This is a genomic window from Mucilaginibacter lutimaris (genome assembly GCF_042676625.1).
Lineage (GTDB): Bacteria > Bacteroidota > Bacteroidia > Sphingobacteriales > Sphingobacteriaceae > Mucilaginibacter > Mucilaginibacter lutimaris.
The window spans coordinates 1,329,778-1,356,361 of the sequence record NZ_JBHTIA010000003.1; the positions used below are offsets into that span (position 1 = coordinate 1,329,778).

General features: G+C 46.0%; 23 protein-coding genes. 5 read left to right on the plus strand and 18 right to left on the minus strand.

Annotated elements, in window-relative coordinates:
* Window positions 1-355 precede the first annotated feature (355 nt).
* The 8 genes from ACFQZI_RS06925 to ACFQZI_RS06960 form a co-directional block, all read right to left on the minus strand.
* Window positions 356-769 carry a DUF302 domain-containing protein gene (locus ACFQZI_RS06925; protein WP_377140248.1) on the minus strand — a complete coding sequence of 138 codons (414 nt, stop codon included), beginning with the start codon at window positions 767-769 and terminating at the stop codon, window positions 356-358.
* Entirely contained in the window at window positions 762-1,178 is a 417-nt protein-coding gene (locus ACFQZI_RS06930; protein WP_377140250.1) for a DUF983 domain-containing protein, read from the minus strand. Before ACFQZI_RS06930 ends, ACFQZI_RS06925 begins: the two co-directional genes overlap by 8 nt.
* Window positions 1,179-1,237: 59 nt before the next feature.
* A complete protein-coding gene (locus tag ACFQZI_RS06935; RefSeq protein WP_377140252.1) occupies window positions 1,238-1,831 on the minus strand; it encodes a DUF417 family protein in 594 nt (197 codons plus the stop codon).
* Window positions 1,832-1,898: 67 nt separating this feature from the next.
* The gene (locus ACFQZI_RS06940; RefSeq protein WP_377140255.1) at window positions 1,899-2,435 is read right to left on the minus strand and encodes a carboxymuconolactone decarboxylase family protein; all 537 of its coding nucleotides are present in this window, start codon (window positions 2,433-2,435) and stop codon (window positions 1,899-1,901) included.
* 300 nt (window positions 2,436-2,735) lie between these two features.
* On the minus strand, window positions 2,736-3,752 hold the full coding sequence (ahr, locus tag ACFQZI_RS06945) for an NADPH-dependent aldehyde reductase Ahr (RefSeq protein ID WP_377140258.1): 1,017 nt from the start codon (window positions 3,750-3,752) through the stop codon (window positions 2,736-2,738).
* A gap of 43 nt (window positions 3,753-3,795) precedes the next feature.
* Window positions 3,796-4,296, minus strand: a complete 501-nt coding sequence (locus ACFQZI_RS06950) for a DinB family protein (RefSeq protein WP_377140261.1) — start codon at window positions 4,294-4,296, stop codon at window positions 3,796-3,798.
* A 6-nt stretch (window positions 4,297-4,302) separates the two neighbouring features.
* A complete protein-coding gene (locus tag ACFQZI_RS06955) occupies window positions 4,303-4,806 on the minus strand; it encodes a DinB family protein (protein ID WP_377140264.1) in 504 nt (167 codons plus the stop codon).
* 328 nt (window positions 4,807-5,134) lie between these two features.
* The gene (locus ACFQZI_RS06960) at window positions 5,135-7,699 is read right to left on the minus strand and encodes a tetratricopeptide repeat-containing sensor histidine kinase (RefSeq protein ID WP_377140266.1); all 2,565 of its coding nucleotides are present in this window, start codon (window positions 7,697-7,699) and stop codon (window positions 5,135-5,137) included.
* Between the two features lie 418 nt (window positions 7,700-8,117).
* Here ACFQZI_RS06960 and ACFQZI_RS06965 point away from each other — a divergent pair, with 418 nt between their 5' ends.
* On the plus strand, window positions 8,118-8,963 hold the full coding sequence (locus tag ACFQZI_RS06965; RefSeq protein WP_377140269.1) for an alpha/beta fold hydrolase: 846 nt from the start codon (window positions 8,118-8,120) through the stop codon (window positions 8,961-8,963).
* Window positions 8,964-9,035: 72 nt separating this feature from the next.
* On the opposite strand, the gene ACFQZI_RS06970 is transcribed toward ACFQZI_RS06965, so the two are convergent.
* The 8 genes from ACFQZI_RS06970 to ACFQZI_RS07005 form a co-directional block, all read right to left on the minus strand.
* Entirely contained in the window at window positions 9,036-9,614 is a 579-nt protein-coding gene (locus ACFQZI_RS06970; RefSeq protein WP_377140272.1) for a thioredoxin family protein, read from the minus strand.
* 55 nt (window positions 9,615-9,669) lie between these two features.
* Complete coding sequence (locus ACFQZI_RS06975; protein ID WP_377140274.1) at window positions 9,670-9,876, minus strand: hypothetical protein; 207 nt, start codon at window positions 9,874-9,876, stop codon at window positions 9,670-9,672.
* Window positions 9,877-10,293: 417 nt separating this feature from the next.
* Window positions 10,294-12,249: a sigma-54 dependent transcriptional regulator gene (locus tag ACFQZI_RS06980; RefSeq protein WP_377140277.1), complete on the minus strand. Its 1,956-nt coding sequence runs from the start codon at window positions 12,247-12,249 to the stop codon at window positions 10,294-10,296.
* A gap of 489 nt (window positions 12,250-12,738) precedes the next feature.
* The gene (locus ACFQZI_RS06985; RefSeq protein WP_377140279.1) at window positions 12,739-13,731 is read right to left on the minus strand and encodes an alpha/beta hydrolase; all 993 of its coding nucleotides are present in this window, start codon (window positions 13,729-13,731) and stop codon (window positions 12,739-12,741) included.
* 27 nt (window positions 13,732-13,758) lie between these two features.
* A complete protein-coding gene (locus ACFQZI_RS06990; protein WP_377140282.1) occupies window positions 13,759-15,420 on the minus strand; it encodes an FAD-dependent oxidoreductase in 1,662 nt (553 codons plus the stop codon).
* A gap of 5 nt (window positions 15,421-15,425) precedes the next feature.
* Window positions 15,426-16,835, minus strand: coding sequence for an ATP-binding protein (locus ACFQZI_RS06995; RefSeq protein ID WP_377140285.1), 1,410 nt, complete (start codon window positions 16,833-16,835; stop codon window positions 15,426-15,428).
* Between the two features lie 48 nt (window positions 16,836-16,883).
* Complete coding sequence (locus tag ACFQZI_RS07000) at window positions 16,884-17,363, minus strand: DUF302 domain-containing protein (RefSeq protein ID WP_377140288.1); 480 nt, start codon at window positions 17,361-17,363, stop codon at window positions 16,884-16,886.
* Window positions 17,364-17,553: 190 nt separating this feature from the next.
* Window positions 17,554-19,797, minus strand: a complete 2,244-nt coding sequence (locus ACFQZI_RS07005) for a tetratricopeptide repeat-containing sensor histidine kinase (protein WP_377140291.1) — start codon at window positions 19,795-19,797, stop codon at window positions 17,554-17,556.
* A gap of 376 nt (window positions 19,798-20,173) precedes the next feature.
* Between ACFQZI_RS07005 and ACFQZI_RS07010 the strand changes: the two genes are divergently transcribed.
* On the plus strand, window positions 20,174-21,133 hold the full coding sequence (locus ACFQZI_RS07010) for a helix-turn-helix domain-containing protein (protein WP_377140293.1): 960 nt from the start codon (window positions 20,174-20,176) through the stop codon (window positions 21,131-21,133).
* Window positions 21,134-21,327: 194 nt separating this feature from the next.
* Here ACFQZI_RS07010 and ACFQZI_RS07015 read toward each other — a convergent pair whose 3' ends face one another.
* Window positions 21,328-21,717 (minus strand): response regulator, encoded by a 390-nt coding sequence (locus tag ACFQZI_RS07015; protein ID WP_377140296.1) that lies wholly within the window; start codon window positions 21,715-21,717, stop codon window positions 21,328-21,330.
* 20 nt (window positions 21,718-21,737) lie between these two features.
* A complete protein-coding gene (locus ACFQZI_RS07020) occupies window positions 21,738-22,481 on the minus strand; it encodes a sensor histidine kinase (protein WP_377140300.1) in 744 nt (247 codons plus the stop codon).
* 423 nt (window positions 22,482-22,904) lie between these two features.
* On the opposite strand from ACFQZI_RS07020, the gene ACFQZI_RS07025 reads away from it, so the two are divergent.
* The 3 genes from ACFQZI_RS07025 to ACFQZI_RS07035 all read left to right on the plus strand — a co-directional run bounded on the left by ACFQZI_RS07025 (window position 22,905) and on the right by ACFQZI_RS07035 (window position 26,565).
* Complete coding sequence (locus tag ACFQZI_RS07025; protein WP_377140303.1) at window positions 22,905-24,389, plus strand: catalase; 1,485 nt, start codon at window positions 22,905-22,907, stop codon at window positions 24,387-24,389.
* Window positions 24,390-24,457: 68 nt separating this feature from the next.
* A complete protein-coding gene (locus tag ACFQZI_RS07030; protein WP_377140306.1) occupies window positions 24,458-25,300 on the plus strand; it encodes an oxidoreductase in 843 nt (280 codons plus the stop codon).
* A gap of 44 nt (window positions 25,301-25,344) precedes the next feature.
* Window positions 25,345-26,565 (plus strand): hypothetical protein, encoded by a 1,221-nt coding sequence (locus ACFQZI_RS07035; RefSeq protein ID WP_377140309.1) that lies wholly within the window; start codon window positions 25,345-25,347, stop codon window positions 26,563-26,565.
* Window positions 26,566-26,584 lie beyond the last annotated feature (19 nt).

A 26,584-nucleotide genomic window follows, 5' to 3' on the forward strand; every position in this document is an offset into this window, starting at 1 on the left:
GTACTAAAGGGCCCTTTTTGCGTAAAACATTGTGTTCGCCCCCTCAAAGCCAGTTACAATGATCGGACTGACACAAACGAAATTTCTAAGCGATAAAAAGAGCGGTGAATTTTCACCGCAACAAGTTATTGTTTTACCTCAAGGCAGGATCAGGCTGCAATTTCCCGGACATTGCGAATAGTACGCGAGGACCCGGGCATTTGTCAGGACTAATGTCAAGCTCTTATAATTTGAAATGAAATGAGCGATGGAAAAGGTGAATTCTTATCAGAAAGATACCGGCGGCCGTCCGGCCTTGAAAGGGGATTTGCCTGATGCCAATATCCGGGCAGGTAAATTAAAACGGGTGGGATAATTATACTGTTGTTCCGGCAAGAATCTGGTCGATGAGTGGCGCTAAGTTCAGCGGAGAATCTGCTGATGCTTTCAGACCGTACCTGCGGCTGATATACGCCTGGTCATTAAAAGCTATATGGGTAAGGCCGTTCTCGCCTTGCCAGCAAATGATCTTCAGGGGCAGGTCGAGCGCAACGATTGGATTTTTATTCATCATCAGCGTCCCCTTCAAAGGGTTCCCGAAAAGCAGGAATTCCAGAGCAGGCAGGCCGATGCCTGCTTTAATGGCTTCGGCCTGCTGGTCAATACGGGCGTATATCGTTGCGCCCTTTTCTTTGATACCCTTTGCCAATACATCCATAGTATCCCTTACAGGAAGCCGGCTTGTCCTGGTAAGGATTCCGTGTTTAATATCAATTGTCTTACTAGTCATGATCTGCAGGATGGTCCCCGCTTAGTTCGGGGTGGTAATGAAGTCCGGGTGTAAGCCAGTACAGCAGTATGATACGTGAATACCGGAAATTGAACGGCGAAAGGATCAGTGATACCGATAATACTGCCAGTACGTACACCCAGGGATTTGTACTACCGCTGAGAATACTGATGGCCACCGCCGTAGTAATAAACTCGGCTACGTTCATGGCATAACTGACAAACATGGCCACGTAAAAATAACCCGGTTCAATCTCAAAAGTGAGGTGGCAATGGCTGCAGGTATCGTGCATTTTCTGGCCGGAAAGGCCATACATACTGTTTAAAAAGATATTTCCTCTTCTGCAGCGCGGGCATTTGCCGTGAACAAAGGAAGGCCACAAGGGTATCGTTTTTACTTTATCTTCCATAATAGAGAAATTGTCTGATTCATGCTTACTGAGGTAGTCAGGCAACGGCCTTGCTGCACTCAGAAGCTGAATATTTTCTTTTGTTCGTTTTGTTTGAGTATCCTTTTAGCTGAATCGGCAAGCGTGTAGAAAGCAGCGCCCAGCATGATAATATCTTTTATCACCAGCCTACCTCTTGCAGAAAGATAAGGGAAACCATGGGCACCGTCGCCAAGGTCGGGCACCCAGCATTCCGGCGTAGTGATCAGGAATGATAAGGTACCGATACACATAATGATCAGCAGGAGCGACCCAAACAGCCCCGAGTAAGGTGTTGCACTATCAAGCAAAAGTAATACCCCCATGAACACAAGGAGCACGCCAAGGCCGAGAGCAAAAGAATAAGTACCGTTCCGGGTATTCCATTCCCTGTTGGCTTTAACAAATTCGCCCTCTTTATTTTGGTGCTTTTTGTAAGAACCGTCAGAATGGTAAAAGAAGGACATGGCCGGACTGTTTGCTACAAAAGGAACAATGCCGTCGGCCTCATAGTCAACAAATTTAAGGGCACCTATCCAGATCAGTACCAGGGCAATGGCAAACCTGGAGAAATGAAGTCCGAAATTTTGAGTTTTAGCACTGAGTATGACAATTGAGTTGATCAGATTTTTCATAATAAAGATGACAATTATTTTTAGCGGGCGCTTTACATAGCGACATGGAAAACGCCCTGTTAAGAAGTTACAATTCAGGTACAGACGGAAAATCTACCGTCGGGTTGGTCATTGCATAAACATAGTTGGTGATAATGCGCAGGCCGGCAAGCATAATAACATCGATAATGCTGCCCGTAGAATAACCCTGGTCTGTAAAAGCATCAATGGCTTCGGGTGACGCGTGACCTTTGTTTTCAGCTATACTTTTCGCAAGTTTTACCAGGGCATCATATTTAGGGTCGAAGGATGCAGCGCCTGATCTGATCTCGAGTATCTGCTCATCGGTAAAGCCGTTCATTTTAGCGAACTTGGTGTGGGCGCTCAGGCAGTAAACACAATTGTTAACCTGGCTTACAATGAGGTTCACGATCTCTTTTTCTTTACCTGTCAGCGATGTTTTAGCGCCTTGCGCGTTTAAAAATGCAGACAATGCATGATCAGAACTGGCAAAGCTGGCATACAAATTCGGCACGAAGCCCAGCGACTTTTGTAAGGTATCGAAAATGGTTTGATTGGCCTCCGAAACCTGGTTTCTTTCGGGCACGCTAAATGTGGTTTTCATGATGGTAAATTTACCGCCACCACCCGCTGCTTTCGATGGACCGGAAGCCGTTAATGTGGTACAAAACGAATGTCCGGAAATGCATTTGATAATCCTTAAGCAGCACCTCCGCTTATAATCCATTACTTTCACAGGAAAGGGAAACGGACAAGCCGGTACTGACGGAACAAATAACAAATTCATACCGTCAGCTGTAAGCCTCCTGCCTTTCCGGTACTTGTAATAATGGTCAATAAGATAGCCGGGGCGGACACTTGTCCGCCCTCCGTCACTTCCTTAGTTGCAGAATGAACACCTTTTTTAAAAATCAGCATCAAGAACGACACGGTAATTTGCTTTACCCGATTCGAGATGTTCGATCGCTTCGTTGATCCTGCTCATCGGAAAATGTTCCACCATCGCGCGTATTTTATGGCGGGCGGCGAAACGCAGCATCTTGTTAAATGCTGACCTTGAACCGGCCGGTGATGCTGAAACGCTGATTTGAGGTATAAGTAAAGAGAAAACAGAAACTGGAATGGCGTCATAAGGTATGCCTACAAAATGTAAACGGCCCTTCGGTGCAAGCATCGAAATGATCTTATCCCAGTCCAGACTGGCGCTTACCGTTACAATGATCAGATCAAACTTTCCTTTCAGGCTTTCCCATTCGGTCGTATCGCGGCTTGAAACGATATGATCAGCGCCTAATTTCAGCGTCTCATCATGTTTTGACTTGCTGGATGAAAAAGCAGTAACTTCAGCACCCCAGGCATGGGCAAACTGCACAGCCAGGTGACCCAATCCGCCAATTCCGAAAACGGCGATCTTATCGGTTGGCTTAAGGCCATACTCCAGTAAAGGATAAAACACGGTTATTCCGGCACAGAACAGCGGGCCTGCATCTGCGGCATTGATACCTTCGGGAACGGGTATAACCCATAACCAATGCGCTTTAATGCGGCTTGCAAAGCCGCCGTTGCTGCCAAGGATAGTTGTTTTAAGATTGACACACAAGTGAGGATCGCCGGCAAGGCAGGGATCACAATGACCGCAGCTTTCTTTATTCCAGCCAATGCCGACAGTTTGTCCGACGGATAAGCCTTTCTCATTGGCAACATCACCTAATGCCACGATGCGGCCGGTGATCTCGTGCCCGGCGACAATAGGGTAGGGCAAGCCAAAATCTCCGTTCAGTGCCGAAAGGTCGGTATGGCAAAGGCCGCAATTGTCAATTTCTACCTCAACTTCCTCTGACTGGAGCGGTGCTAAGTCATAGGTGTAAGGCTGCAGTTTTCCTTTAGGCTCCATTTGAGCCCACGCGTTAGCTTTATGCATTTTTCTATTTTATGTTTTTGTCGTTTGAAATTTTATCCCGGGCTTATTTGGCAACCGGCAAACCCCACAGCTCCCAGTCTTCCCTTACCGGGCCATACAGCCCCGGAACTTTCAGCCCTGCGATGCGCATGATTACGGTCATCTGGCTCCTGTGGTGTACTTCATGATGGGTAAGCAGCGAGAGCACATCGCCACGGCGCCATTTATGATCGTAAAGGTCAACCTCGCCCTGCAGCATATCGTCTGGCCATTTTTTTAAAACGGCAGCGGCCATTTTTTTGTGAACGTCGAGGTAGAGGCTGCCCGTCAGGTCCATTGTAAAAGGCAGCGGATCTTCCGGCAGTTCGGGCCCGTCGAACAAGCCTGTCCGCACCCCGATCTGCGTAATGATCTGCGGGATGTGGTAGGCCAGGCGGGAAAGGCTTCTTACTTTATTGTTTACAATGATATCTTTTGATCCTTCGGGGATCATGGAATAAACTTCGATGGTTTTTCCGGTCTCGTTCGTCCAGTCTTCCAGAAACTCAGTGATGTGATAATACATTATGGGTTAACTATTTATGGATGACCTGTGGATTAATTTTTCTCTGACCGGAACGTGCAGATATAGGTTTGGAACCCGGAGGTCCAGCAGGTCCATGATCATCGTGATCTGGCTCCTGTGGTGCTGTTCATGCCGTTCGAGCAGCGATAATGCATCACCCCGGCGGAATTTCTGCCTGTACATTTCTATTTCTTCTGTCAGCATCTCATCGTTCCAGGAATTCTGGACCGCTCTGGCCATCTGGTGGTGGTGAAAGAAATAAAGACGCAACGAGTCGGCGATGCGCTCCGGAAGCGGGTCCTGTGAAAGTTCAGGTCCGCTGAAAAGGCCCGCATTCACACCGATCTGTACCATCCCCTGAGTGATATGGTAGGCAAGGCGGTCAAGCTTTCTCAGACCGCTAAAACCGTCTTTCTCCACGGCATGTTCCGGGATAGCGGCCAGTACCTCTGCGGTGATAACCACTTGTCTGTTCCAGTTTTCCAGAAACTTACTTATGCTGTAATACATATTTTTTTAATTCATTTATCCTTCAGAGGCCGTCGGAGAGTAACACCTGTCGATGGGCGCATCTTGCTTCATTTCGAAAACTCAAAACTCCCCGATCGCGTTATACACTACCTTTTTCAGGCACTGATTACTTTCGGCCATTCGGCATGCGTTACGTAACAGCGATCAGGCGGCTCAACGCTCACCTACGGCAAGGTGTGCTTACAAGATCAAAATTAGCCGGCCTTAACGCCCCGTTCAATGCACGTATAATGCAATTTATGGTACGGTTTGGCTGAAGAGCGCACAAATCCTGCTTTGCGGGATGAATTAAATAGGAGAGTGTTGATCAAGACAAACCCGCAGCCGGGCCGGGGAAGCTTTTTACCAGCCTGAAATTGATGACGATCGCTGTCCCTGAGGAATTGACCACTTCCAGGTTTCCTTTTAGCTGGGCGGTGAGTCCCTGCATCATTTCCATACCCAGCGAATTGGTTGAATGCATGTCAAAATCATTCGGCAGACCTTTGCCGTTATCAGATATGGCAATTTCAACAGTTTCGCGCTCCAGCATCCTGAGCATAACGGAAATCTGGCCGCCTTTTCCATTAAAAGCGTATTTTATCGCGTTGGTTATCGCTTCATTCAATATCAGGCCTACGGGTACGGCCTGAGAAAGGTCAATACTTACCGGCGCTATCTGTAATTGAAAACTGATATGGCTTTCGGCGGTTGAAAAGCTTTCAGACAGGTGCATTACAAGGTCACTGATATAAGCTGGCATGCTAATACTGGCAAGGTTATCGCCGGTATATAATTTTTGATGGATCAGCGCTATAGACTGTACCCTATTTTCACTAAGTAATATAGCTTCTCTCGCAGACTCGCTCTGCAGGTAGAAGGACTGGGTACTCAGTAAGCTCATTACAATTTGAAGGTTGTTTTTTACGCGGTGGTGTACCTCTTTAAGCAGCCATTCCTTCTCTTTCAGAAAAACCTCTTTTTCCGAAAGCAGGGCCTGCAATTCGGTATTTTTATCATTGATCACCTGTTGCTGCGCAAACAACCTCCTGTTGCTGCGTTGCTTGATGCGAAAAGCAGTAAAGGCCATGATGGTCAGGAGCAATAAAGCCGCGGCGCCACCTAAAATAACATTACGGACAGTAGCCGCGCGCATCAATTCGGCCTGTTGCGCCTTTTGCTTGCTTTCCAATACCTTGATATCTTTTTCTTTTTGCCCGGTTTGGTAGCGGATATTTGTTTCCGTTAACTGGTTGTTCCTGGACAGGCTGTTGATCGAATCCGACATGAGTTTATAACGCTGAAGATTTCTGATGGCAGTTATATAATCACCCTGGGCAGAATCTGCTTTAAACAAAAATTTGTAAGTCTCCATTTCCTGTTGTACATCAAAATACTGCGGATTGACGATTGATCTTTCAAGCAGTTTCTTTGATTCGCGGTATCGTCCCTGTTCTCCGTAAAAACGACCTATCAAAAATAGCGCGCCGCTTCCCTGTACATTGATCTCGTGCCCCTTTAGCTTTTTGCCGTTTTCTATTTTAACGGCGTCATCAAGCGCGAGCATTTTTTTATACTGCTCTTCTGCTTTTTGGTTCTGGCCGCTCAAGCGGTACAGATCCCCGTAAAGGGATATGAAAAGCTGTTTCTGACTAAGGTTCTCCGGCGGGTGCAATTTGATATATTCACTGAGTTCAGAAAGCGCTTTTACCGGCTGTCCAGCCTCGCCCCGAATATGTCCCATCCGGTAGGCACTTACGTAAGTCAGTCCGCTTTTTTCTCTTAATTGGTGATCAAACAAGATCTGGTAATATTTCAAACCATTTTTTACATCGCCAAGGACTGCATAGGTCTCACCAAGCGATCTATATATCAGCATACGTTTGGGGTGATGATATTCAGGTGTTTGCAGGGCCTTTAGGCCGTAATACAGCGCCTGATGATATAAGCCTGTAAATCTGTAGACTTCTGCCAGTAAGTAATAATAGTGTCGCGGCACCTTTTCATGAACAGATTCCAGTATGGCAATTGACCGAAGAAGTTGCTTGCCGCCCAACTTGGTTTGGTTATGGTTGGTGTTAACCACCGCCAAGTCGCGTAATTCATTGGCTGCCTGTTTTTTGTCGCCTGCCCTTAGGTAACTGTCAACAGCCATTTCATGATAATGAATGAGTAGATGAAAAGAATCTTCATTTTCTGGAAAGATATGTGCCATCACAGACCAGTTTCTTGCCTCAAGCGCGTAGTTATGCCGGAGCTGGTGAGTCTTAATGTTTTTTAGAAAAGTTTTCCTGGCCATTTCAATCTCACCTTTTGCGAGGTAATACTTTGCCAGCATAATGCGGCAGTCATCCTGATACGGAGCAGTTGTTATACTGTTGCTGATAGCGGTTGCTTGGGTAATTAATTGAAATGCCTTTGAAAATTCGTCCGCAGTCGCGTCTTTTTTTTTGAGATAATAATTCGCCAGTAATATCATCAACCTTACGCGTTGCTCTCCGTGCGAAGCTTTTATGAGCCCGGCAGCCTGCAGATTCTGATCGCGGAGCAAATAAACCTGGTATATCATAAAACCGGACTCGTCCTTGCCCCGTGCGTATTGCAGGTCAAGGCTCAGCTTTTGAGCGGCGAGTGCCGTATTCAAACAGCTGTCAGCAGCAAGCGGGTTGACGCTGCGGTGCTCCCAATAGATATGCGAGGCCTTAAGCAGGAGCGATACTTTGTTCGTATCTGCCTTTAATGCACTTATGTTTTTCAGAAACTGAGCCGCGTCAGTCTCCTTTTCCTGCCGTACATCCAAAAGCGGATCAATAAACTGTGCTTCAGATGCTTCGCAGGACAGAAGTAAAAATAAGAAGAATGATAAAAAGGCTTTGAATGCCGTATGTGTCATCTATGGTGTCAAATAAAATTATTCCATTCTTGTTTCTGCCGCCGGCAGGAACAACGGGATCGGTTCAGGTGAAATTTTCTTTGTAAAAATACCGCCGGGGGCCACCACGGTATATGTACCAATCCTGTATTTTATTGTACCGATGCGTACGCATGTATGAAAACTTTCCGGTGTTTTCAGGTTCAAGCGTAAATTAAGGACAAGTATATTTTATTACAGATAACCATATGTTTATGTCGTTTTTATTAAACTACAGGATTTACGATAACAGGTTGATCATACCGTGCGCGAACCGTACCACGATAAAGTCCAATGGTACATAAAAAGGACACTCTTCCCCGGTAATTTTGTGTGATGCCTCTGAGCACATAACAGAGAGGCCGGATTTGAATTCGTAAACAACATACATCCACTTTTTATGACTGAGAAAACATTTATTTATGCATCGGCGCCTACCGAATATATTGAGGTAGACGGTATCAGGTATGCTTACAGAAAATCAGGTGATCCCGGCGCTACGCCTTTGGTATGCCTGCAACACTTTACAGGAACCCTGGATAACTGGGACCCGATTATCGTGGACGGACTGGCCAAAGAGCGTCAGGTTATATTGATCGATAATACGGGGGTTGGTAACTCAGAAGGCAAAACGCCGGATAATGCACAAGATATGGGTAAAGATGCGATCAAAGTGATCAGAGCACTTGGCATCAGTAAATGTGATCTGCTGGGCTTTTCCCTTGGTGGTTTCCTTGCTCAGGTAATGGTTGACCTGGAGCCTCAGCTTTTCAGGAAGCTGATCATCGTCGGATCGGCTCCGCAGGGGGCAAAAGCGCTTCATTCATTTCCGCAACTGGTTGAAAAAGCCTTCGCGCTCCCGCCAAAGGAACAGTACCTGTTCGTGTTTGCTACTGCAAGCGAGAAAAGCAGGGCAAAGATCGGTGCTACGTTGGGCCGTTTATTTATCAGGGATGAAGACCGCGACAAGAATGCCTCTATGGAGGCCATCAAGGCGCAAATAAGTGCACTGACGAGGTGGGGAACAGACCCGGTTACCATTAATCTATCAAAAATTACCCAGCCTGTGCTGATCGTACAGGGAAGCAACGACGAAATGATGGACAGCTCTGCCTCGATAGACCTGTATAAAGCTATCCCAAATGCAGTGCTGGTATTTTACCCCGATTCTGCCCACGGTTCTTTTAATCAATATCCAGAGCTTTTTACAGATCAGGCCAATTCATTTTTAAATAAATTCGAATAACTTCCCAATTTTAAAATGACAAACCCCGGAACAGCTCAGGCTGCCGGGGTTTTGTTTTAGGAAGTCTGCTGCTCACTTCAGCAGGCTATCAGCTAAAACAGTTCGCATTGTTTTTAAAATTTCCAGCTGGAAGGATCTTCCCGCATCTTTGTTGTACCAGTTCTGGATCTCTATATGCCGCTGCCCGTATTGCGTTTCTTTGATCTTTAAGCGTTCGTACAACCTCTGGCACTGTTCAGGTCTCGAACCCCATACGAACAATTCACGCTCGTCTGCGTCCCTGATGATCAGTTTTGGTATGGACCTGCTGTTTCCTGTCAGATATTTTTCTATGGTAAATGGCGGCGAATCCCGGAGCTGTATGTCTAAACTGATGAATGGATTGCCTTCAGCCAGTTTGAGTGTAAACGGGAGGGTATGGGCAGCATCTGCGCACCAGGGTTCGGTGATGTATATCCATTTTTGCGGTTCATCAATATCATTTAACAGGGAAACAAGCTCATTATTCAATATCCCGTTTTTTAGCCAGCGCTGTTGCCTGAACCAGTTCAGCCGGCAATAGTTCATGTAATCGGGTTCATTGTACGGTGCGATGGGATGTACCATGTTCAGCACTGACTTGAAATAGTGCTGGTAATCAGTATTGTTCATGCAGTGAGTGCGTATTTTATTTACTAATAATGATCAAAATGACGAATGTGCGATGCTAACTGACAACTTGTTTTTTGGGTTTGATATCTTCCGGAAAAGAAGCTGCAAACAAAGTGCTGATCACGTATTCGCCATCCGCTTGGGCGTTTTTAGCTAACCAGTGCTTTGCTTTCTTTTTTGACTTGAACGACGGACCGAATGACTGCCCTTGTTCGCCCGGCCGGCCATCAGGCAGCCTGGAGATTTTATAGTATGTTTTCATATGACTTTGTTTACATTTTGATTAAGAGATAATGCTGTTTTTACGGCGCTTATGCGCGGTTGCTCTTTGCGGCATGAGATGATATGCCATCCCAAAACAGTTTTGTTATCTAAGGTAAAAATACGGATGTGCCGGCCGTGAGCATTGTACCAATGCACGCAAATATGGTAAGCCTTGGCAGAAGCTACAGGCGCTGTCGTTGAGGACACCTTGTAAGAGAAAGACATTCTATGAAAGATCCGCACTGCCGATCGCAATCAAAGAATGAAACAGTCACGGAAAAAATGACGCTTTAAAAGCCCAGGTCAGAAATTTATAGTTCAGCAGGTTTCGGTTTAGGGAAACCTGCTGAACTATAGATAATACTTAGTGATGAAACCGAAGTAAATGACATCAGCTGCGTCTGAGTTTTGTCTGTCAGTCTGCGCTGAATTCCCTTTTTATGCCAAGTTTTTTTATCCTGGAGTGGAGCGTACTGGTTGGCAGCCCTAAAATTTCTGCCGCTCCGCCAGGGCCGCCAATACGGCCCTGGCAGCTTTTTAATACCTGCACAATATATTCAGCTTCCATCTCTTCCATGGTTTTGAAACTCCCTGCAGGGGTTTGTTGGGCTGTTTGGGTCACAACGGCGCCCGACGCACTTTGCGGAACCGAAATCTGTTCTATGATTCCTTCGCCTTTGATCAGTACCTGCCGCTCTATGAAGTGTTCCAGCTCACGGATGTTACCGGGCCAGTTGTAAAGTTTTAACTGATTTACGGCACCCGTGCTTATCCCCGTAACCGGGCGTCCGGTTTTTTGCGCGAATTTATCGATGAAGCTTTTTACCAGCATCCCGATATCGTCTTTTCTCTCGCGAAGCGGCGGGATAAAGATCGGGAATACATTAAGCCTGTAATACAGATCAAGCCTGAAACGGCCCTCTGCCACTTCTTTTTCCAGGTTACGGTTGGTCGCGGCGATGACCCGGACATCTACTTTTATAGGCTTATTGCTGCCAACCCGTTCAAACTCCATTTCCTGCAGCACCCTGAGCAACTTTACCTGGGCGTCAAGTGGCAATTCCCCAACCTCGTCCAGAAAGATGGTGCCGCCGTTAGCCTGTTCAAATTTACCTATGCGGCGGTCTATTGCGCCCGTAAAAGCCCCTTTCTCATGTCCGAAAAGTTCAGATTCTACTAAGTTGGATGGCAGAGCGGCACAGTTGACCACCACGAGTGCATTTTTTTCCCTCGGCGACATTTTATGAATGCACTGTGCAATCCTTTCTTTACCTGTTCCGCTCTCACCGGTGATCAGTACAGAAGTGGGGGAGGTAGCAACCATATCGATCTGATCTAACACGGTCAGTAAGGACCTGCTTTTGCCGATAATGCCGTCAAATTTTGTTTCAACTGCAGGTGCCTTCGTTTCCGTAATTTTTTTTAACTGTGCGTCCCTGCGAACCGGGGCAACCCCGCTTTTGTCTTCTGTCAGGTGCTGCAGCATCGACTCGAAGGACGCTGATGACCGGCGCAGCAGGTTCAGGTGGTTCTCAGAATAGGTATCCTCGTTCCTGCTGTAAAATGCAAGTGTGCAGGGGCCTTTTTTTAATTTGAGGGTAAGTGAAATCCTTGACAAAAGCCTGAAATGGGCGCTTAACTGTTTTTCAAAAATATCATCCAGTAAGGTCCTGCGATAATCTGTGCCCCTGAGCAACTCGCTGCCGCCAAGATCCAGCAAATCAGCTTTGTTTTGTGCGAAGTCTCTTCCGCCTGTTCCTAAAAGGGCGGCAAAGTCATTCTCGATAAAGGTCTGGTATTCCTCGTACCCTGTTCTTGCAAAAGCGATATGATCAGTAACTGCCCTTGAGGGCAAAATGATCCTCAGGACGTCGAAGGGAATGAAGTTTTGAATAATGGCCGGAAGTTTTTTGGTATTATCTTCCAGGCTTCCGCGGGAGAAAGCCAGGCCTTCCAGTTGCGTACGGAATATCTGCTCGCGCTGCTGCTGGATCTGCAGATTATGCTGATGCTTCTGTGTCGCAATATCAAGCATGATCAGAAGATCTTTTTCACGGAATGGTTTTACCAGAAACCCGTAAGGATTGGTGGCCTTGGCCGTTTCCAACACAGATTGGTTGGTGTTGGCAGAGATATAAATGAAGCCGATATTTTTTGCGGCGAGCAGGGGAGCAAGGTCTGTTCCTTTAGAATCATTTAACAAAAAGATGTCAAGAAGCACCCACGTCGGTTTATGCTTGTCGATCAGCTGCTCGGCCTCTTTTACCGACGCAGCGATGCCGCAAACAGCATATCCGGCTTTAGTAAGTTTAATCTTTAAGTCATTTGCGACGATAAATTCGTCTTCTACAATCAGGATATTTTCTTTCATTCGCGTTTTGTTCGCATTTAAGGTTTGGTGCGGCTTCCGCTGTTATCCGTAAGCCCTGGTCTTTATTTGTAAAGGAAACTGCAGCCGGATCAACAACTTCCGGTTCCTTTATTGATTATGATCCGAAAGCAGCCATAAGACCGTTCTCACTGTGCTGTCTATACCTTTATCGTAAAACAGGATAAGAGAAAAACTGCTGATCCTTTACTTTATAAAAATAACGTATTCCTGATGATTTGTAAAGGGCTGCCTGCAAAAGCTGCTGATCATACGGGCAGGGCATATTCTTTGAAAAAGTTTAGTCACCGGTTAAAGAACGTTAATGCACCCGCCTGAACAGGTGCATCTCCACTTCAATGTCAATATCCATACCATGCATATAACTGTTTGTTTATGATAAGATTGTGTAAATCTGAGTCCGGTTCATGTGCGATATATCGCCTATGCGCAACTTTTAACAGCGAAAAACCAGTCAGATACAAACAAAAATCAGGCAAACAAATATTTTTTCAGTTCAGCCGCAGCATGAACAAAAAGCGATTTTACCTGCGGTAAATGTGCAAGCGGGTTAAGCAAACCAAAATCGTGGATCATGCCATTGTAGCGGATGGTGGTTACCTGTACCCCGGCTTCGTCAAGCAGATGACCATAAGCCTCGCCCTGGTCACGCAGGATATCTGCCTCTGCTACCTGTATAAGGGCCGGTGGCAGACCCTGCAATTGCGATAAGGTGGCGTTAAGCGGAGATAGGTAAACAGATTTGCGTTCTTCCGCGTTTGTGGTGTAATTATCAAACATCCATTTCATCAAAGGAGTAGTTAAAAAGCGGTCTTTTCCGTATGCCCTGTACGAAGCCCAGTCGAATGTTGCATCCGTAACCGGCCACATCAGTACCTGTATTTTTATTTCTGGTCCGCCATTTTCTTTTGCCTTAATGGCCGTTACGGCAGACATATTACCGCCTACACTGTTGCCAACAATGGCAAGGCGTTTGCCGTCAACACCGATCTGGCTGCCGTTTGCGGCCACCCACTTAACAGCTGCATAGATCTCTTCTATCGCCCGGGGATATTTTGCTTCCGGTGAAGGTGTATAATTTACGAACACACCAGCTGCGCCGGACAACACGACAAGGTCTCTGACCATACGCTTATGAGTCGGATAGTCGCCCAGCACCCATCCGCCGCCATGAATGAATACAAAAACCGGTAACCCGGCGGATGCACCCTCCGGTTTTACGATGTTGAGGTTGACAGAAAAATCATCCGATACGATAGTTAGTTCTGATTCTTCGATCCCGGAATAGTCTACCTGTACTGAATTTTGGGCGTCTGTCAGTACCTGCCGGGCCTGCACATAAGGCAGCGTTTCCAGTCCGGGGCCGCCTGGTGCGTTTAAGGCCGCGAGAAAATCTTTCGTGAGTTTGGACAGGGCAGGATCTTCTGCTACAGCAAATACCTGATCATTCATTTTTGTTTCCATATATAAGTAGTTATGTTTAATGTCTTATTACTGGTCAGCAAGATATTTATGTACCATGCTGATCGCCATCGAGCCTTCGCCGACTGCCGAAGCTACTCGTGCCATTGCACCGGCCCTTACGTCCCCGGCGGCAAAAATTCCCGCGCTGCTGGTTTCCAGCAACAGGGGTTCCCGGCGAAGCTTCCACGCTTTGGGCAGACCCCTGTCCCGCGATAACTCAGCGCCGGTAAGAATATAACCCTTGTCATCCCTCAGGATATCAGCGTTTAACCAATCGGTATAGGGTTTCGCACCTATAAAGATATATAAAGCAGCTGCCTTGCAGGTAACTTTCTCACCGCTTGACTGATTTTGGTAAGTGATGTTTTCGAGGTGGTCATGCCCCGTTAAAGACAGGATCACGGAATCTGTGATCAAATGGATGTTTTTTACTGCCGCCATCTGGTCGATCAGGTAGGCAGACATGCTATAGGATAAGCTGTCGCGCCTGATAATAACGTATACGTTTTTTGCAAAATTTGAAAGATAAACCGCTGACTGACCGGCAGAGTTGCCCCCGCCAAGAATAAAAACATCGCGGCCTTTGCAGGCATTGATCTCGGTATTCGAAGCGCCGTAATAAACACCGCAGCCCGTAAGGCTCTCAATACCCGGTACCTCAAGTTTGCGGTAATCTACACCTGTAGTGATGATAACCGATCGGGTGTTAATTTCTTTACCGTCTTCCAGCACCACCGTTTTGTAGCCATCCTGTTCGTGGATACTGCATACGGTACAGGGAGAAATAAACTCTGCGCCAAGTCTCCTGGCCTGGCTTATTGCGCGGCCGGTGAGGTCTGCACCGCTTAATCCGGCAGGAAAACCGAGATAATTTTCAATCCTCGAACTTGTGCCGGCCTGTCCACCCGGCGCTTTTCTTTCCACCAGCAGTGTTTTTAGTCCTTCTGATGCACCGTATACCGCAGCAGCAAGGCCTGCAGGGCCGGCACCTACAATGATCACATCATAAATCTTGTGCACCAGTACCGGTTCGCGGCCAAGTTTTGCTGCGATTTTTTTTACCGACGGAAGTTTGTCGAAGGTGCCGTCATCGTAAATAATTACCGGTAAATCTTTATCGGAGATACGATTGGTTTCCAAAAAACCGCCACGGGCGGCATTATCCTGCACATCCACCCATTGATAGGGGATAAGGTTGCTTGCCAGGTAATCCTTGATCAGATGCGCATGCGGCGAGTACTGAAAGCCGATGACTTTTATGCGTTTCAGATCCGGCTTAAAATGGCGTTGCCAGTCATCCAGAAGATCTGTAACAACCGGGTATAATTTTTCTGCGGGAGGATCCCAGGGTTTCAGCAGATAATAGTCAAGGCGGATATCGTTGATGGCTTTGATAGCTACTTCGGTATCGGAATAGGCAGTTAACAGTACTTTTTTAGCGTCAGGAAACAATTTCATGGCTTCCTGCAGGAAGGCTACGCCCGTCATTCCGGGCATGCGCTGGTCACAAAGAAAAAGTGCCACGTTTGCGCCGCTGCCTTTTAAATCTTTCAGGCTGATGAGCGTATTTTGGGGCGATACTGAGCTGAGTATCCTGTACGTTTTGCCAAATCCCGCTTTCAGGTCTGCTGTAAGCGCGGCGGAAACCTGCGGGTCGTCATCGACCGATATGATGATAGGTTTTTGCATGTTTTTTAATCTGGGGTTTGAACGGGCAGTGAAACGGTGAACAAGGTTTTGCCCGGCCTTGAGGTTACGCTTACCGAGCCGAAATGCTGTGCGACAATAGTCCTTACCACCTCGAGTCCGATACCGGTTCCTTTTCCGATCTCTTTTGTGGTAAAAAACGGATCGAAAATAAACGGTTGGATAGTTTGGGGGATGCCCGGACCGGTATCTGCTATGGTGACAACGATATTTCCGTCTGCGAGGCCCGTGCTCAGGCTCAGCGTGCCGCCGCCGTCATTTTCCATCGCGTCCAGCGCATTATCGATCATATTTGTCCAAACCTGGTTGAGCTCTCCTATGAGAATTGGTATTTCCGGTAGCCCCGGATAAAAATTTTCTTCGAGACCGATGTTCAGATTTTTCCTTTTATGCGCTAATAAAGTAAGCGCGTTTGATATACCATGATGTATATCAGCCGTTTGCCTGTCGGCCCCGCGGTCCATATGGGTAAACGTTTTAACGGAACGTATAAGTTCTTCGATCCTTTTTGAAGATGACAGCAGGTTTTGAGCCGTTTGCCTTGCCCGTAGCAGTTCCGCCATCCATCGTAAAAATGAAGCGAGCTGCTCATTGGTATAATGCGTTTTGAAGTTATCCAGCGTCTTGTGATCAATATTTAAGTCGACAAGGATATCTGCTAAATCGTCAGCATTATTCACGTTATTTTCCTCAAGCCATTTAGTGAGCTCATCTTCTTTTTGTATCCGCTCTTTAAATGGCAGGAACGCAGAATGTCCGTTGTGATCACCGATACGGTCCACCAAATCAAATGCCGCCGCTGCCTGCGCAGTCAGTTGTGTTGAGGGCAGCAATTTGACAGACCTGTTCACTTCACCGAGGAATCTGATCAGGCTGTCGGCATCGCTGATATTGGCTGCTACCGGGTTATTGATCTCGTGGGTGATCCCGGCTGATAATTTACCCAGGGCCATCATTTTTTCATTTTGAAGCTGAATGGATGTCATATACCGGATACGGTTACACATAACATGCACCAGCGCCTGCGTAAGTTCATAATGTTCAACGATCATTATACTGATGAGCCCGATAGGTAAGGTGATCACCATTGCGGGATTTGCAGCAGCAATATACACCGTGGTTTTATCTCCGCGCGAAAATGGCAACGCGCCGGTGATCTCACCGGTTTGGAGCGCCCCAAGATCACGCCTGATGCCGCCCTGATAATTATATACCGAAAAACGACCGGTCATAATAAAATGCGATCCGGTTAGGGGAAATTCCGGCGAGGACAACATCTCACCGGCTTCCATGTGCTTTGGCCGGCTGTTGGCGGCTAACCATATGAGCTGCTCTTCCGGCACCTGAGCAAGTGCCGGAAAAGTCGCCAGTATTTTCGCCGTTTCGGTAGGTGTCATTTATTTTTTTAATGGGATGTGCTGATTTTTAAGCCGAAAGCCGGCAGATCAGGACAGGCATTCATTGATGAGCTTATCAAGTTTTGTATCAAGTAAAAGGCCTGTAGCTGTTACATCGGGGTGGCCGAATTGGGAGAACAGGGTTGAAGGAAGATCATACTCGATATTCAATGTGTCAGGTGCCGTTTCATAAACGAGCAGCCTCAGAGGTGCATATAACGCCGCACGGATATCATGCTGCGTCATTTGCAGGGCAATAAGCGGATTGCCCAATATAACCTGAATAGCGTTACGCTGCTGACCGGCCAGACGAAGCAGGGTGCCGTGTTCCTGCGTGCCGAAAAGTATCAGGTCCTCAAAACCGCCAAGTGCGGCCATGTGATCTTTAGCCCCATGCGGGTTAAGCTTCATCTGTTTAAAATCATCTTCGCCTATACGGCCCAGTAAAGACAGCATTTTTTCTGTGAATTTCCCGTATGATGTTTCTGCGGTCTTTGTGATATGTTTTACTGATATAATGCTTTCCATAGTTTTTGAAATTTTTCCGCAGCCTGCATTAGCCGCAATTTTGTTTTCAAAATTATCACCCCGCGGCCGCTGTTAGCAGTAGAGATAAATGATTTTGTGGTACGGATGGATTTTAGGTTACCGGTCAAATCGCGATCATTCATACCGGTAATATTTCGGGGAATATTATTTTAACTATAAACACCGCTCGTCATATGATGATATCGGAATCTGCAGAAGCTGAGCGGCTGCCCAGGGTTTTCAACCGTTCAAAGCTGATCAGGATCGTCAGCCCGTCTGAAACTGAAAATGATAATTCTCCCTGGAGCTGCCTGGTAAGGCCGCTTATCAGGTTCATTCCCAGTGTCGCACAGGTATCGAGGTTAAAGTCCGAGGGAAGGCCACAGCCATTATCTTTAATGCTCAGACCGATGAGATGGTCATTCGTTTCTTCCATATTGATGGAAATAACGCAATCCGTTTGGTTTTTGAATGCATATTTTATCGAGTTGGTAATAGCTTCATTAATAATAAGTCCCAGAGGCACAACCTGCGACACATCGAATAACAAATCGGGGATATTGCAGTCAAAGCGGATCCTTGTACCGGTGGAAAAGCTTTCCTTCAAAAAGCCGATCAGCTCAGTGATATAACCCTTTATATTTATGCCGGTCAGGTTTTTGTCCTGATAAAGCTTTTGATGTACCAGGGAGATACTGTGCATCCGGTGTCTGCTTTCACGAAGCACGTCTAATGCGTTTTCGTCCAGCAGAAAAGATGATTGTGAATCAAGGAGGCTGATCACGATCTGGAAATTATTTTTTACCCGATGGTGTACTTCTTTGATCAGCCATTCTCTCTCCGTTAACAAATGCCGCAATGACAGATTCTGGGCGTTGATAGCATTTTGTTTATTTTGCAGCTCCCTGTTGCTTTTTTGCTTTAAGCGGTAACTCGCAAAAAGGACGGCAGTGAAAAGGACAAAAAGCAGCATTCCTGCAACCGAAAGGTTACGGACCAGCTTTTCGCTGCCCAGCGCCCTTTCCTGAAGTTTTGACCTTTGCTGCAGGGAAGCGATGTCAAGGTCCTTTTTCTCCGTTTCGTACTCTATCTGCATCTGGCTAAGTTCCCGGTCATGGTTTCGCCTGTTGAGCGAATCGCTTAACAGCTTGTAGCGGTTAAGATGGTTTAACGCATCCCATGGGCGGTTACGGGCCGAATCGAGTTTGTAAAGAATGTTTTCAATGCTCGCCATGTCGCTTACGCTTCCGTTTTTTGTGATCGCAACAGTGGCATCGACTTGTCTCTGGCATTCTTCAAAATTTCGTGTCATCAAGAATAATTTCGCTGCGGCACGGTGGTAATTAATGATCAGGAAATCGTATAGATAGAACTGCCCGATCATATTTTTGATCGCATCATTACATTTTAAAGCATTGGCAGCATCATGTTTGATGATGTAGGCCTCCATCAAAGTGGTATTCAAGCTTATCCGATGGGCGGTATCCAGTAACTTTTCATCTTTTAATGCTTCTTTAAGAGTCAGGATAGCCTTTTCAGGCTTGTCGATCCGGATATAACTCCAGCCGAGGTTTGCACTTACAATAAGTATGGCTTCGGTGTCATGATTGTGCCTGGCATATATAAGGGATTTCCTGAGTGCTTTGTTTGCCTCCTGCAACTGGTTCAGGGAATTGTAGACGTTCCCTAACCGGTTATAGAGCGTTGCAACGGTGGCGCTGCTGTCATTGTACCGGAGCGCCGCTTTTTCGGCAAGCAAGAGATATTTGAGTCCTTCTCTTGAGGCTCCTGTTCTGTTTAATACGGCGCCAAGCAGGCAGTAAATGTCCTGTAGTTTATCATATTTTATGGTCTTATAAACTGATACCGCAGCCTGCAGACGTTCAATTGAGGTAACATTATCGTCTTTTACGTTGTAAAGGTCTCCCAGATATTTCAGGGAATTTGCCAGTTTGATTGATTTAGGAACGGCTTTGTATAAAAGTTTGACGGCATACTCGTACAGACCGATTTTTTTTTCGAGACTTTTGGCATCTGTGATGGGATAATAGCCAGCCAGTTCCATGCAGGCATCCGCTTCGTCCTCTTTCAGCAAAGAGTCAGACCTGAATGTAATAACAGCGCGTTCTAAAGTAGCTCTCCCTCGATTTTCATCTTTACGTGCTTTAAAAACAGATGAAAGGAGAAGCAAAGATTTTCCTTCGCCTTTTTTAAAGGTTAACTTTTCACTCCGCTGCAGTGCCTGCTTTATAATATCTTCGGCTTTAACAATATCAGCTTCCTGCGGATTGGGTTTGCTTAAAAGTTGGCGGGCTTTGCCCGCTAAACTAAAGATCTCCAGACTATCTTTTTTTTGAATTCCCGTACTTTGCGACAGGGCAGGGGAACTAACAACGGTTATCATTAAAACCACTAAGAAGGCTGAATGCAGCATTGCGATTATTCTTTTCCGGCTACGATCCGATGGTCTCATTCAGGGCAGATATAAATAGATTCATTTCCGGATTATTCACCGGTATTTCCGGTCAGTCGTTTCAGGATAACCTTCATGCAAATAGCTGAGCATGTGGCATTCTATGTCTGCAGGAATAAGCAGGCCAAATTAAGGCAGGCCTCAGATCAAAATATGTACGGATGGATGTAAATGTTGTATAAAAGGAGATCCTTTTTATTAAAGAAATCAGCCGCGAAGTATAAGACCTTTCGTTATAAAAAGAATTCCGTTAAAAAAATGAGGCGACGGACGGCATCGCTTCGAATGTGAAAAACGGGATAAAGGCGAAATATCGAATTTCAGAAATATTGTTAAAATGATTAAAGTGTTATATATCAATGCTTTAATATGGTGGCATATAATTGGCAAACAGCGGTTAACGAGACTTTACACTTTGTTTAACATAACTGCTATGATCAATTTAAACGTTTCTTCTGATATTGCATACCAACGGTCGGGTATGACCGCAGATCATCACTTTTTCAATATACAAAAGCTGGAAGACGGTGCGGTTCACTCGATCAATAAAAGAGCGGATACACGCTACCGGATCATTTTTCTTAAAAACGGGGAATGTGAATATGTTATGGACCGGAGAAAACTGGCTATTGATAATTCAAAGATCGGCATCGTCAGGCCTAACAATGCTTTTTCTCTGGCGGGATATGAGGCTGCACATGGTTATATGATCTCATTTTCGCATGATTTTTTGCAGCTTTCTACCGGGTCATCCGCATTGCTTCAATCCGTATTTCTGAATCTTGGCGATATAGATCAGATACCGGTTCCCAAGAGCGAGCACCGGTTTCTGAAAGATGTAATGGAGCGCCTGATCTACGAGTATAATACAAGCAACGGTATGAAAGACGAAGTGGTGCGTGGATTATTCCAGGTGTTCGCTGCTTTCCTGAGCAGGGCTACCGCTCACCTTCAGCCCGTGAATCAAGGTAAGTGTCTGCAGCAGACAAAGAAATTCTTTTCGCTGCTTGATCAGCATTTTACGACCCTGAAGATGCCTGCCGATTATGCCCGCCTCATGGCCGTAACGCCGGCTTATCTCAATAACATGGTGAAGGAGACCCTGGGCAATACTACAAGTTACTTTATTCAGCAGCGAATTCTTGCAGAGGCAAAACGACTGATGAATTATGACGAATTCAATATGAAAGAGGTGGCCTATAAACTTGGCTTTTTTGATGTATCCCACTTCAGTAAATTCTTTAAGCGGATCAGCGGCGAACGTTTTACGGATTACAAGCGAAATATCGCAGCGTAGCCCGTTCTTACAAATCTGATCAGGCATCCATATTGGCCAAAAGCCGCTGATTGATAAATAAAATGTTAATCAGCGGCTCTTTTTTTAATTGTTTGATTAGGGCTAATCCACCTTCAGATCCCGGCAGTGTGCAGTATAATGCAGATCACTATTTTACGCTCCAATATGGATATGCTCTGAGAGAGGATTTCTCGCTACTGCCGGTTGAAGGGTATATTCCGGTGTTTTTCCAGGGCCGCCTCCAGTTTTAATAAAAGATCTTTTTCGCGGAAAGGCTTCGAAAGAAATTCGATATCATGTTTTCCATTCGGATATGCATCCGGTTCAGGACCGGGGTTGGCCGATATATAAATGAAGCCGATGTTTTTTTCCGTCAGTATCGGCGCGAGATCAGTACCCATCGAACCATCCTGTAACCAAATATCGAGCAAGACCCAAGTGGGATTCAGCTGTTCGATCATTGTTTTTGCCGTCTCGACGCAAGGCGCTATCCCGCAGATCTGGTATCCTTTTTTTCTCAGCTTCAAACGCAGGTCATTAGCTACAATAAATTCATCTTCTACGATCAGAATATTTTCTTTCATTATTTAAACTATATTGATTATTAGGCTTCTGTAAATTGAAATTCAACCGTGACAGTAAGGCCCCTGTCGCTGATGATATCAGCCTCTGCCCCGAGTTGCCGGCTCAGACCCGTGATCAGACTTAAACCCAGACTGTTGCTTTGTGCCGGATCATAGCTGTCATTGAATCCTGCACCATTGTCAGACACTATCAGCAAAAGTTTATTGTTTTCTTTTTCGGTGATCTTTATATTGATAACACCCTTTCGCGTATCGGGAAATGCGAACTTGATGGCATTACTTACAGCCTCGTAAATGATGAGACCCAGTGGTATGGTTACCTGTATTCCGAGGCTTATGTCAATCACCTCTTTATTTATAACAATCAGTTCACCGGCGTTATATTCATCTTTTAAATAGTTTAAAAGAGCGCTGACATATTGCCGGAGATTAATATTAGATAATTGTTCAGACACATACATATTATGATAGGCCAGCGAAATAGTATGTAAACGCCTTTGCGCAGTTTTGATGGTATCCAATGCATATGCGCCGGTCAGATAAGCTGATTGATTGCTCAAAAGACTGCTGATGACCTGCAGATTGTTTTTTACCCGGTGATTAACTTCCCCGATAAGCCACTCTCGTTCGTCCAGACATTCGGTCAAACGATGTTCTGTTTCACGCTGCTTCTGATTTATCCGGTTGATCACTTTTTTAGCACGCCGTAATTTGCCAATGATAAAAACACCCGCGCAAATAAATGTTAATAGTAAAACCGCCATAAGCGAGATCGGAAAAGGCGGTGATGGCAAATAATATGTATGGCCAGTATCAGTTTTTTTATAGGAGATAATTGCATTTAAGAAGATGGATATTATCGAATGGCTATGGTTCCCCATTATTCATATTAACAGGGCGCTCCGGTAGTGAAGCGCCCAACAAGTTCTCACCGCAGCAAGTAAAATGCCAATATATTAATTAGTTGATATTCAATATTATCGACAATAATCGCTGATTTTGTAAAAACGATATTTCGCTTTTTACGGGTAAGGAGGATCGAAAACGGGATTGTTATTCCCATATTTCGAAGCGGGTGCCGCCTGTATGCCGCACAAATCCCGGTTGATTAGTACCATAAAATGGTTTAAACAGCCATTGAGACCATTGCATTGCTGCTTTAGTTTTGGGTTGATAAATAAACAACCATGAAAGATCTTACAACAGCATCGGGAATTCCCTTTGATAACTACGAGGACACACAGAGCGCAGGCCCACGCGGGCCGCTGCTCTTGCAAGACTATATATTGCATGAAAAACTGGCTCATTTTAACAGGGAGCGCATTCCTGAAAGAATAGTACATGCAAAGGGCTCAGCAGCATACGGCACATTTACCGTTACCCAAGATGTCACCCGTTATTCAAAAGCGAAACTTTTCGGAGAGGCTGGCAGGCAGACAAAAGTGTTGTTAAGGTTCTCTACCGTAGGCGGCGAAAGAGGTTCAGCGGATACAGAAAGAGACCCAAGGGGCTTTGCTCTTAAATTTTATACCGAAGACGGAAACTGGGACCTTGTTGGCAATAACACGCCTGTCTTTTTTATAAAAGATCCCAAGAAATTCCCCGACTTTATACACACCCAGAAAAGAGATCCTTTTACCAATTGTAAAAGTGCCACGATGGTATGGGACTTTTTTAGCCTGAACCCTGAATCGCTGCACCAGGTTCTTTTTCTGATGAGTGACAGGGGTACCCCGTACGGATTCAGACACATGCATGGTTTCGGCAGCCACACTTATACGCTCATCAATAAGGATAATGAGGTCGTTTTTGTGAAATTCCACTTTAAAACGCAGCAAGGCATAAAAAACTTTACTTCTGATGAGGCGAGGCAAATGAGGGGGGAAGATCCTGATTTTGCGCAACGAGACCTGCTGACAGCGATTGAAAGAGGTGATTTCCCCAAATGGACGCTCAAGATACAGGTAATGACGGCTGAGCAGGCCGACCAGCACCCTTTCAACCCTTTTGATCTGACAAAAGTTTGGAGTCATAAAGAATACCCCCTGATAGAAGTGGGCGTTTTGGAACTGAACAGCAACCCTGATAATTATTTTGCCGAAGTGGAGCAGGCGGCATTCGCGCCCTCCAGGATCGTTGACGGCATTGGGCATTCTCCTGACAAGATGCTCCAGGGCAGGATACTCGCTTACCCGGATGCCCAGCGTTACCGCCTGGGCGTAAATTTTGAGCAATTGCCCGTAAACCGTTGTCCCTTTGCGGTACATAATTACCAGCGCGACGGGGCTATGAGGTATGACAACAACGGCGGCCGTTCTGCAAATTACTATCCGAATAGTTTTGATGATATCCGCCCCAATACAGTTTACAAAAGGCCTGCGGAAACATTGAGCCATCCGTTTGCAGATTCGTTTGACCGTAATGCCGAAGGCGAAAACGATCATTATACGCAGCCGGGTAACTTTTTCCGTGAGGTTCTGTCACAGGAAGATAAAAAGCAACTGATCAGGAATATTGCGGAATCAATGCGTCAGATCGACGGCCCGAAAAAAGAGGAGATCATTAACCGGCAGTTCTGCCATTTCTTTCGTGCCGATTTTAACCTCGGGATGGGCGTTGTGAATGAACTTGGTGTTGATCCTGAATCGGTAATGAGCCGTATGAAAAAATAGCTCATGTAGAAAGTACAGCCGGTGCAAAATGCTGTCCCGGATTTAGAACAGATAAAAAACAAAGAACAATGGAACAAAGAAAAACAATTCTGATCACCGGCGCATCAAAAGGCTTCGGTTTTGAAATGGCGCGTATAGCGCTTGAAAATAATGACAGGGTAATTGCCACGGTGCGGTCAGAACCCGATCAATTAAGCGAGCTTTTAGGCAGGCACGAAAATCTTTTGGTGTTAGTAATGGATGTAACCGACGAGGCTTCGGTAAAAGCAGCCGTGCAAAAAGGAGCAGAATACTTCGGCCGTATCGATACGCTGATAAATAATGCAGGTTATGGTCTGCTGGGCGCTGTCGAGGAAGCCTCAGATGAAGAGGTAAGAAAGCAATATGACACCAATGTGTTCGGTTTGCTGAATGTAATCAGGGCCGTTTTACCGGTTATGCGCAAACAAAAAGCCGGACATATCATTAATATATCTTCATTATTCGGCTTTGAGGCTCCTCTTGGCTGGACCATTTACAGTTCAACAAAATTTGCTGTCGAAGGCATATCTTCGGGCCTGGCCAAAGAGCTGGAGCCTTTGGGAATCCACGTTACGGCACTTGCGCCCGGCCTTTTCAGTACCGATTTTCTTGGTAAAAGCTCTTTCGCCAAAACGTCAACTGTTATCCCTGATTATAATAATAACGTTGGTGTGACCAGGCAGCAGGCTGCGGGGAATAACGGTAAGCAACCCGGCGATCCCAAAAAACTTGCCGCACTCGCTATAGAAATTGCGCACACCGAACAGCCACCTCTGCATTTATTGGTGGGACGGGATGCTGTAGACTGGTATAAGAATAACGCTGCCAGGGTTGCTGCAGAAGTTGAAACCTGGATAGGAAAATCTGTCAGTACAGGGCACAGTAATTAAAAATCCGCTTCATTCTTTTCGGACGAAGCACATACGTTAAAATCATGTCGAACTACCAGGGCAGACCCTTAGGCGCTGTAGAAAAGCTTTATCTCGCGCTGAACGATATTTTTACAAAGGATTTTGCACTGGTTGCTGAACTTGACAGAAAGGTACCGCCTGGTCATATTCCCGCCGCAATGGGTAATCTGATCAGGCGGCATCCTCAGCTTAATTATCATATAAAAGAGGACAGCCGTTTCCAATTCTGGTTCCGCTGCGGGCCAGAACCATCAATACCCTATAGAATCGTGGAAGTTGACGAGTTTTCCGACTGGCTGTACGTTTTAAAAAGCGAGATGATGGCCCCTGTTCAAACCGACACTCCCCCGATGATAAGAATAATTTTTCTGCAGAAAGCCGGAACTTCAACGGTGATTATCCTCGCTAACCATACTATTGCCGATGGCATGGCGGGTTTGATCATACTGCAGGATCTTCTAAAAATACTGTCAGGTTATACGTTAGCGCAGTTGAAAATACCAGGTTCTATAGATGTGGTTGTGGGAGAAATTTTGGAAAACCAGCCGGTATTTATCCCGGGGGCGGGTGAACCGGTTAAATACCCTGATCCGGGAAGTGAAACCGAAATTTTTATTAACAAACTGCAGCTAACCGGGGCTTTCACAAGTCGTTTGCTGGGAAATTGCCGCCGCGAAAAAACCACCATTAACGGGGCACTGAACGCCGCAGTCGCTTTAGTTCTGAACGCAAATAAAAGCGGGGCGGAGGATCGCCCCATAATTACGCGTGCCCCGCTGTCCGTTCGCGAATTATTGAGTAATCCCCAGGATGTTGTTTTAAATGTCATTACCAGGAATATGGCTTTGCAGCCAGCAGATTTCCCCGGAATCTGGCCACTGGCGCGTTTTATAAGTAATGAACTTCGCAGCCCGGATAGTTTAGATGAGGTAAAAGCCTATGTAAAATATTTCAGGGCCGGGCTGATGCGCCCGGTGCCGTTTTCAGAGATTGTCAAGACCGTCAGATCCTCTGTTGATACTGATTTTATGATTACCAATCTTGGCCGTATAAACCAGGATATTTATGGCAGTTACAAGATCCTGAATTTATGGGGGCCGGTGGTCGTTTCCGGAACTGGCAAAGAGCAGACCATCGGGACGGTAACTATAGCAGGAAGGCTGACACTCACACACGTCAGTTTATTCCCTGTACGCTCGCTGCTCAGCAATGCTGTTGATCTGATCATGCGGTCTTTGCCATAGCAAATGCTATTATCCGAAA

Bases quoted from the DNA above. Each gene is read 5' to 3' on its own strand.
- ACFQZI_RS06925 (WP_377140248.1), bottom strand. From the start codon at position 769: ATGACTAGTAAGACAATTGATATTAAACACGGAATCCTTACCAGGACA.
- ACFQZI_RS06930 (WP_377140250.1), bottom strand. From the start codon at position 1,178: ATGGAAGATAAAGTAAAAACGATACCCTTGTGGCCTTCCTTTGTTCAC.
- ACFQZI_RS06935 (WP_377140252.1), bottom strand. From the start codon at position 1,831: ATGAAAAATCTGATCAACTCAATTGTCATACTCAGTGCTAAAACTCAA.
- ACFQZI_RS06940 (WP_377140255.1), bottom strand. From the start codon at position 2,435: ATGAAAACCACATTTAGCGTGCCCGAAAGAAACCAGGTTTCGGAGGCC.
- ahr (WP_377140258.1), bottom strand. From the start codon at position 3,752: ATGCATAAAGCTAACGCGTGGGCTCAAATGGAGCCTAAAGGAAAACTG.
- ACFQZI_RS06950 (WP_377140261.1), bottom strand. From the start codon at position 4,296: ATGTATTATCACATCACTGAGTTTCTGGAAGACTGGACGAACGAGACC.
- ACFQZI_RS06955 (WP_377140264.1), bottom strand. From the start codon at position 4,806: ATGTATTACAGCATAAGTAAGTTTCTGGAAAACTGGAACAGACAAGTG.
- ACFQZI_RS06960 (WP_377140266.1), bottom strand. From the start codon at position 7,699: ATGACACATACGGCATTCAAAGCCTTTTTATCATTCTTCTTATTTTTA.
- ACFQZI_RS06965 (WP_377140269.1), top strand. From the start codon at position 8,118: ATGACTGAGAAAACATTTATTTATGCATCGGCGCCTACCGAATATATT.
- ACFQZI_RS06970 (WP_377140272.1), bottom strand. From the start codon at position 9,614: ATGAACAATACTGATTACCAGCACTATTTCAAGTCAGTGCTGAACATG.
- ACFQZI_RS06975 (WP_377140274.1), bottom strand. From the start codon at position 9,876: ATGAAAACATACTATAAAATCTCCAGGCTGCCTGATGGCCGGCCGGGC.
- ACFQZI_RS06980 (WP_377140277.1), bottom strand. From the start codon at position 12,249: ATGAAAGAAAATATCCTGATTGTAGAAGACGAATTTATCGTCGCAAAT.
- ACFQZI_RS06985 (WP_377140279.1), bottom strand. From the start codon at position 13,731: ATGGAAACAAAAATGAATGATCAGGTATTTGCTGTAGCAGAAGATCCT.
- ACFQZI_RS06990 (WP_377140282.1), bottom strand. From the start codon at position 15,420: ATGCAAAAACCTATCATCATATCGGTCGATGACGACCCGCAGGTTTCC.
- ACFQZI_RS06995 (WP_377140285.1), bottom strand. From the start codon at position 16,835: ATGACACCTACCGAAACGGCGAAAATACTGGCGACTTTTCCGGCACTT.
- ACFQZI_RS07000 (WP_377140288.1), bottom strand. From the start codon at position 17,363: ATGGAAAGCATTATATCAGTAAAACATATCACAAAGACCGCAGAAACA.
- ACFQZI_RS07005 (WP_377140291.1), bottom strand. From the start codon at position 19,797: ATGCTGCATTCAGCCTTCTTAGTGGTTTTAATGATAACCGTTGTTAGT.
- ACFQZI_RS07010 (WP_377140293.1), top strand. From the start codon at position 20,174: ATGATTAAAGTGTTATATATCAATGCTTTAATATGGTGGCATATAATT.
- ACFQZI_RS07015 (WP_377140296.1), bottom strand. From the start codon at position 21,717: ATGAAAGAAAATATTCTGATCGTAGAAGATGAATTTATTGTAGCTAAT.
- ACFQZI_RS07020 (WP_377140300.1), bottom strand. From the start codon at position 22,481: ATGGCGGTTTTACTATTAACATTTATTTGCGCGGGTGTTTTTATCATT.
- ACFQZI_RS07025 (WP_377140303.1), top strand. From the start codon at position 22,905: ATGAAAGATCTTACAACAGCATCGGGAATTCCCTTTGATAACTACGAG.
- ACFQZI_RS07030 (WP_377140306.1), top strand. From the start codon at position 24,458: ATGGAACAAAGAAAAACAATTCTGATCACCGGCGCATCAAAAGGCTTC.
- ACFQZI_RS07035 (WP_377140309.1), top strand. From the start codon at position 25,345: ATGTCGAACTACCAGGGCAGACCCTTAGGCGCTGTAGAAAAGCTTTAT.